General features: G+C 37.8%; 1 protein-coding gene. It reads left to right on the top strand.

Translation table 11 applies throughout. The annotated features are described in order from the left end of the window. Positions 1-21: 21 nt before the first annotated feature. Positions 22-283 (top strand): hypothetical protein (locus LG649_RS16160; protein ID WP_226544837.1); only part of this gene is annotated, 262 nt, incomplete at its 3' end.

Genomic DNA, 283 nt, shown 5'->3' with positions numbered 1-283 from the left:
GATTTAGACCTTTACTATAAAATGGGAATTATAGATACCGGTTATACCCCAGATGAATCTAACCTTGGTGTAGATGGGCATTTAAATAACATGAGAACCTATCAAGAATATACAGCTCCGCTTCCATACGTAACAACTACCTCTTGTATAGGTGACTGGGATAATGCAAGCAACTGGGTACATGGAGACGTATGGGATATTAGCAATACGACACCAGAAAGCGCTATTGTTCAAATAAAAGGAAATATGGATATTGACGCTAACAAAACAACTGTTGGCTTAA

Origin of the sequence: Neotamlana laminarinivorans (assembly GCF_020523925.1) — a bacterium.
Taxonomy (GTDB): domain Bacteria; phylum Bacteroidota; class Bacteroidia; order Flavobacteriales; family Flavobacteriaceae; genus Neotamlana; species Neotamlana laminarinivorans.
The sequence above is the reverse complement of the archived record's forward strand: the minus strand, read 5'-3'. Positions and strand labels throughout refer to the sequence as shown.